5 protein-coding genes are annotated in these 6,299 nt (G+C 66.2%); 4 read left to right on the top strand and 1 reads right to left on the bottom strand.

The features are described 5' to 3' along the window. On the bottom strand, positions 1-2,175 hold a 2,175-nt coding region (locus ACSFBE_RS03060), incomplete at its 3' end, for a DUF6531 domain-containing protein (RefSeq protein ID WP_435488874.1). Between the two features lie 283 nt (positions 2,176-2,458). On the opposite strand from ACSFBE_RS03060, the gene ACSFBE_RS03055 reads away from it, so the two are divergent. From ACSFBE_RS03055 to ACSFBE_RS03040, 4 genes are all read left to right on the top strand, one after another. Then, the gene (locus ACSFBE_RS03055; RefSeq protein ID WP_435488873.1) at positions 2,459-3,313 is read left to right on the top strand and encodes a 3',5'-nucleoside bisphosphate phosphatase; all 855 of its coding nucleotides are present in this window, start codon (positions 2,459-2,461) and stop codon (positions 3,311-3,313) included. Beyond that, positions 3,310-4,230: a DMT family transporter gene (locus ACSFBE_RS03050; RefSeq protein ID WP_435488872.1), complete on the top strand. Its 921-nt coding sequence runs from the start codon at positions 3,310-3,312 to the stop codon at positions 4,228-4,230. Before ACSFBE_RS03055 ends, ACSFBE_RS03050 begins: the two co-directional genes overlap by 4 nt. 4 nt (positions 4,231-4,234) lie before the next feature. Next, entirely contained in the window at positions 4,235-4,870 is a 636-nt protein-coding gene (locus ACSFBE_RS03045; protein WP_435488871.1) for an L-threonylcarbamoyladenylate synthase, read from the top strand. A gap of 91 nt (positions 4,871-4,961) precedes the next feature. Beyond that, positions 4,962-6,275 (top strand): tryptophan--tRNA ligase, encoded by a 1,314-nt coding sequence (locus tag ACSFBE_RS03040; protein ID WP_435488870.1) that lies wholly within the window; start codon positions 4,962-4,964, stop codon positions 6,273-6,275. Positions 6,276-6,299 lie beyond the last annotated feature (24 nt).

The following is a 6,299-nucleotide window of genomic DNA, read 5'->3' as shown; positions in this document are numbered from 1 at the left end:
GTTGCCCATGGCGTCGAGGGTGAAGCTGCCGCTCTCGCCGCGGTTGTTGCTCCAGCCGGTCAGGCGGTGGGCTGCGTCGTAGCTGTAACTCAAGCTCAGGCCGGTGGGCAGCGTGAGGGTCGCGATGGCGCCGAAGGGGGTGTAGCTCAGCGTGGTGGTCAGCGTGGTGCTCTGTTGGCCGCCGACGGTCTGGGTAAGCAGGCGGTCGCGGGCATCCCAGGTGTAGGTGGTGACCAGGCCGTTGGGGGCGGTCTGGCTGAGCAGGCGGTTGGCGCTGTCGTAGGTGTAGCTGGTGACGTGGCCGAGGGCGTTGGTGGCGCTCAGGACGTTGCCGGCCGCGTCGTAGGTGTAGCTGGTTGCCGCGCCGTTCGGTGCGGTCTCGGTGGCGGCCAGGCCCGCTGGGTTGTAGGTCCAGCTGGTGGTCTGGGTCTTGTTGCCGGCAGCGGTGTGGGTGACGGTCCGCGTGAGGGGGCGGCCCTGGGTGTCGTAGGTGGTCGCGGTGGTGCGGCCGGCTTCGGTGATGAGCACCGGCAGTGCCCAGGTGGCGTGCCACTGGGTGGTGGTGGTCTGGGCTTCGGGGGTTCCGGCGGCGCGTGTCACGGTGAGCGGCAGGCGGCGTGCGGTGTCCCAGGTCGTCGTGGTCTGCACGCCATTGAAGTCGGTCTCGCTGGTGATCAGGCCGTTGGCGTCCTGCACGCGGCTGGCGGCGTCGGCTTTTCCTTCTCCGGAAGGCAGAGTGCCTGCGGTGACGGCCAGCTTTCCGGCCACGGTGCTATAGCTATACCAACGGTTCGTGCCCCGTGGATCCTGAACAGCAGCCCTATTTGGATCGGGATAGCTCACTTTGTAGCTGTCCACGGAGCCGGCAAGCGCAGAGCTGACGGCGCGACCCGCGCTGTCATACGCGAAGGTGGCCCAACGGGCGCTGGTTTCATCAAAGATGCCCGTCAGGGCTTGAGGAAACGCCGTATTCTCATAAACAAAATTCCGGACCTTGCCGTCAGGATAGGTCACCGAAGACAGTCGGTCGGCACTATCGTAGGCATAGCGGATGACACGCGCGTCCGACGTGGTGGCGGTGCTCAACTGTCCCTTGGGGTTATATGCGAGAGTGAGCGTCCGGCCAAAGGGATTGGTGATTGAACCCAATTGGCCGAACGTGTTGTAGCCATAGGTATTCGCCCAACCATTGCGCTCGGTGAGGGAGCGCAGCTTGCCATCTGAGTCAAAAACAAAAGTGCGATCTTCATCCGCACGTCGAAACGACCAACCACTGGCAATGGCAGTCAGGCTGTCAGCGCCCGTACTGGATTTCCACCCTGCCCCTGACGCGAAAGTAAACTGCTGAAGGCCCCCTTCCGGACTGACGACAAGCACGACAGGTGGATTTGCACTCGCACGGACGTCCAAACGCAGCGCGTGGTCATGGGTCCAGGAAGCGCCCAGGCCAGATTTAGGCTCGGCGCCCGCGACCCAAGTGCTTCGATAGATACGCGCGAAGCTCAAGGCGCTTGCCCCCCCGTCACTCCAGTCTGTTTCGTGACGGTATTTGACTCCGGACGCAGGAAGGATCGGGTTGCGGGTGCACATGCCTGCAATGGCGCTCCCCGCAGTAATGGCGGGTATCGTTGGAGCCGGCTCAGCTGCGGCAACGTTGTCGCTCCCGCCAATGCAGGAATTGCCGGCTTCGGCAAAGCTCATTGCGCATCGACATACAGGGGCATTGCCAGCGTTGGCATCGGATGAGACATCGGCATTGGCCGGGCACGATACGTTCCGATAGCCGAGCGTAACGTCATACGGGCCGTTATAGCCACTCTTCATTGAAATCTTGAAATTGCAATGTACGCCGAAGACATTCGTCAGCACAGCCTGTGCATCCGGGCTGTTGAAGGCGTAGCGTTCGTGCGCCTCCAAGGCAGGTTGAATAGCTTGGCACGCCGCTTGCGCACTGTCGTAGTCAATGTTGATCGCTGCGGGAATGGCGAAGCCGGTACCGAAGGCGTAATAGTACTTCGCACTCACCGGCTCCAGCGCTGCGTACCCAGCCGGGGCGAAAAGCAGCGACAGTGCAAAGGCGACCAGCAATCGCCCCAACCCATCGGCAAGTCGCTTGCGCCGGCCACCCGCACTCAAACTACGACGCACGGTGGCGCCAACAATCGCTGTTGTCATGGTTTCAATCCCCCTGTAATTTTCTTGTCGCCGGTCACGCTCTGCGCGCGGCTTTTTCTCATCGCTCCAAACAGGCCTCAGGTTCGTTCACCCCGAGCTGCAAGCGCAAGATTTGACGCCGGAGCCTACCCAGTTACTGGCCGCAGCTCAAATTGCGTTTCATGGCAGTTGACATTGATCGCCGTTTGTCACATCTGAACGCGCTTTGATCAGACCATCGATAACGATGGGGTTGTCGCCCCGGCATCCCGACGCCGCGCGGGCGAGCGCCTAAAATCGGTCCGTGCCTTCCATCCTCAATGCCGACCTGCACTGCCATTCCGTGGTCTCCGACGGCACGCTCACGCCCGAGGCGCTGGCCGAACGCGCGGCGGCCAACGGCGTCGAGTTGTGGGCGCTCACCGACCACGACGAGGTCGGCGGCCAGCACCGCGCCATGGCCGCGGCCAAGGCCCACGGCATGCGTTACCTCACCGGCTGCGAGATCTCCGTGACCTTCGCCGGCGAGACGGTGCATATCGTCGGCCTGGGCTTCGACCCCGACGACCCCGGCATGCGGGCGGGCCTGCAAGCCACCCGCGGCGGCCGCGGTGCGAGGGCGCAGGAGATGTCGGCCGGCCTGGCACGGGTCGGCATCCCCGGCGCCTACGAGGGCGCCCTCAGGTTCGTCGGCAACCCGGAACTGATCTCGCGCACCCACTTCGCCCGCTTCCTGGTCGAGAGCGGCGTCTGCCGCGACACCTCGGAGGTGTTCCGCAAGTACCTGACCGAAGGCAAGCCGGGCTATGTGCCACACCGCTGGGCCACGCTGAAGGATGCGGTGCACTGGATCACCGCCGGCGGCGGCATCGCGGTGGTGGCGCATCCCGGACGCTACAACTTCAGCGCCAACGAGGAGCATGCGCTCTTCACCGAATTCCAGGCCCACGGCGGCCGGGCCATCGAGGTCGTGACAGGCAGCCATGCCCCGGCCGAGTACGTCGAATACGCCGACAAGGCGCTGGAATACGGCTTCGCCGCATCGCGCGGCAGCGACTTCCACAGCCCCGACGAGAGCCATGTCGACCTGGGCAAGCTGCCCTGGCTGCCGGGCACCCTGACACCGGTCTGGGAACTGCTCGAAGACCGCTTCCAGTGAGCGACGCGCCAGCAGGCACGCGCGACCGCGAGTCCGAACGCATCCTGGCAGGCATCGGGCTGGTGGTGCTGGCGGTCGCCTGCTTCTCGACACTCGACACCGCTACCAAAATTTCGGTGACCACGGTGCCGATCCTGATGGGCGTGTGGTTCCGCTATGCCTTCCAGGCAGTGGCCACCTCGCTGGTGCTGCTGCCGCGCCACGGCACGGCGCTGCTGCGCACCGCCCACCCCCGCTACCACGCGCTGCGCGGCGCGCTGCTGCTCGTCACCAGCGTCTTCGCCTTCTTCAGCCTGCGCTACATGCCGTTGGCCGAGTTCACCTCGATCGTGCTCATCGCACCCCTGGCCGTGACGCTGCTGGCCGCCACCGTGCTCAAGGAGCAGGTGTCGCCGCTGCGTTGGGCGCTGGTGGCCGGGGGCTTCGCCGGCACGCTGGTGATCCTGCGGCCGGGCGGCGGCGCCTTCAGCTGGGCGATGCTGCTGCCATTTGGCCTGGTGGTGACGAACGCCTGGTTCCAGGTGCTGACCAGCAAGCTGGCGCAGACCGAGAATCCGCTGACGATGCACTTCTACACCGGCTGGGCCGGCACCCTGCTGGCGTCGGTGGCGCTGCCCTTCGTGTGGCAGAGCCTCCCCTCGTGGCAGTGGTGGGCGCTGCTGTGTCTCATGGGCCTGATGGGCACCGTGGGGCACTTCATGCTCATCCTGGCCTTCCAGCGGGCGCCGGCCTCCACGCTGACGCCCTACCTCTACGCCCAGATCGCCTTCGCCATGCTGGGCGGCTGGCTCATGTTCGCGCAAGTGCCCGACGTCGTCTCGCTGGTCGGCATGGGCATGATCGCCGCCTGCGGCGCGGCCGGCGCCTGGCTGACGGTGCGCGAGCGCCGTGTCCCTATCGAACCCGCAGAAGGATGACCGCATGGCCCAATATTTCGAAGTCCATCCCGACAACCCCCAGCAGCGGCTGCTGAAGCAGGCCGTGGCGCTGCTCGAGCGCGGCGAAGTCGTCGCGGTGCCGACCGATTCCAGCTACGCGCTGGCCTGCCACCTCGACGACAAGGACGCGGTCGACCGGCTGCGCCGCATCCGCCAGGTCGACGACAAGCACCACCTGACGCTGCTGTGCCGCGACCTGAGCGAGCTGGCCAACTACGCCAAGGTCGACAACAAGCAGTACCGGCTGCTCAAGGCGGCGACGCCCGGGCCCTACACCTTCCTGCTCGAAGCCACCAAGGAAGTGCCGCGGCGGGTGAGCCATCCGCAGCGCAAGACCATCGGCCTGCGGGTGCCCGACCACAAGGTGCTGTCGGAACTGCTGGCGCTGCACGGCGCGCCGCTGCTGGCGACCACCCTGATACCACCCGGCGAGACGGAGCCGCTCAACGACGCGCAGGAGATTCGGCAGCGCTTCGAGAAGCTGATCGGCGGCGTGATCGACGCCGGCGCCTGCGCGTCGGAGCCGACCACCGTCGTCGACCTCACGCCGATGGGCGACGGCGACGAGCCGGTGGTGGTGCGCCTGGGCCGGGGTCCGATCGCGGTGCTGGGCTTGTGAACGCCGGCGAGGCGACGGAGGCGTCTGACACAATGGAACGATTTCGCGGCGGCTGCGCTTGCGATCGCCTTTTGCCAGTTTCCTGTTTGCCATGACTTCGCCTTCCCCGACCCGCTTTCTCACCGGCATCACGACCAGCGGAACGCCGCACCTGGGCAACTACGTGGGTTCGGTGCGCCATTCGGTGCGCTTCAGCCGCCGCGCCGACGTTCAGAGCTTCTATTTCCTGGCCGACTACCACGCGCTGATCAAGGTCGACGACCCGGTCCGCATCCAACGCTCGACGCTGGAAATCGCGGCCACCTGGCTGGCCTGTGGCCTCGACCCGGAGCGCGTCACCTTCTACCGCCAGTCGGACATCCCCGAGATCCCCGAACTCACCTGGTTCCTGACCTGCGTCACCGGCAAGGGCCTGCTCAACCGCGCCCACGCCTACAAGGCGTCGGTCGACAAGAACGTCGCCAAGGGCGAGGACCCGGACGCCGACGTGAACGCCGGCCTCTTCATGTACCCGGTGCTGATGGGTGCCGACATCCTGATGTTCAACGCGCACAAGGTGCCGGTCGGCCGCGACCAGGTGCAGCACATCGAGATGGCGCGCGACATGGCGCAGCGCTTCAACCACCTGTACGGCGAGCACTTCACCCTGCCCGAGGCCGAGATCGACGATGCCGTCGCCACCCTGCCCGGCCTCGACGGCCGCAAGATGAGCAAGAGCTACGACAACACGATCCCGCTCTTTGCGCCGCGCGCCCAGCTCCAGAAGCTGATCGGCGGCATCGTGACCGATTCGAAGGCCCCTGGCGAACCGAAGGACACCGAGGGCTCGGCGCTGTTCCAGATCTACCAGGCCTTCGCCGACGCCGAGGAAACCGCGGCGCTGCGCCGCGCCTATGCCGAGGGCATCGCCTGGGGCGACGCCAAGCAGCGGGTGTTCGAGCGCATCGACCGCGAGGTCGGTCCGATGCGGGCCCACTACGAAGCCCTGATCGACGACCCGGCGCAGATCGAGCGCATCCTGCTGGCCGGCGCCGAAAAGGCCCGAGCGCTGTCGCAGCCCTTCATCGGCCGACTGCGCCAGGCAGTCGGCCTGCGCCGCCTCGAGGCGCCGACGGCTGCACCCGCGCGCAAGTCGGCCAAGGTGGCGCGGCCGAGCTTCAAGCAATACCGCGAGGCCGACGGCCGCTTCTACTTCAAGCTGCTCGACGCCCAGGGCGAACTGCTGCTGCAAAGCCGCGCCTTCGTCTCGCCGCAGGATGCCGGCCGCGCCATCGGGCGACTCCAGCAGGAAGGCGGCGCCGCGCTTTCGGCACTCGCCGAACAGCTCGAACCCGCAGACAATGAGAGCATGCGTGCCGCGACGTACGCATTGGAGGCACTGGCCCACGAGGCCAGTGGTAACTAAGGGGCGGAATCTCGCCCAGGTCCA

Origin of the sequence: Variovorax sucrosi, assembly GCF_051216635.1 — a bacterium.
Taxonomy (GTDB): Bacteria; Pseudomonadota; Gammaproteobacteria; order Burkholderiales; family Burkholderiaceae_C; genus Variovorax.
The sequence above is the reverse complement of the archived record's forward strand: the minus strand, read 5'-3'. Positions and strand labels throughout refer to the sequence as shown.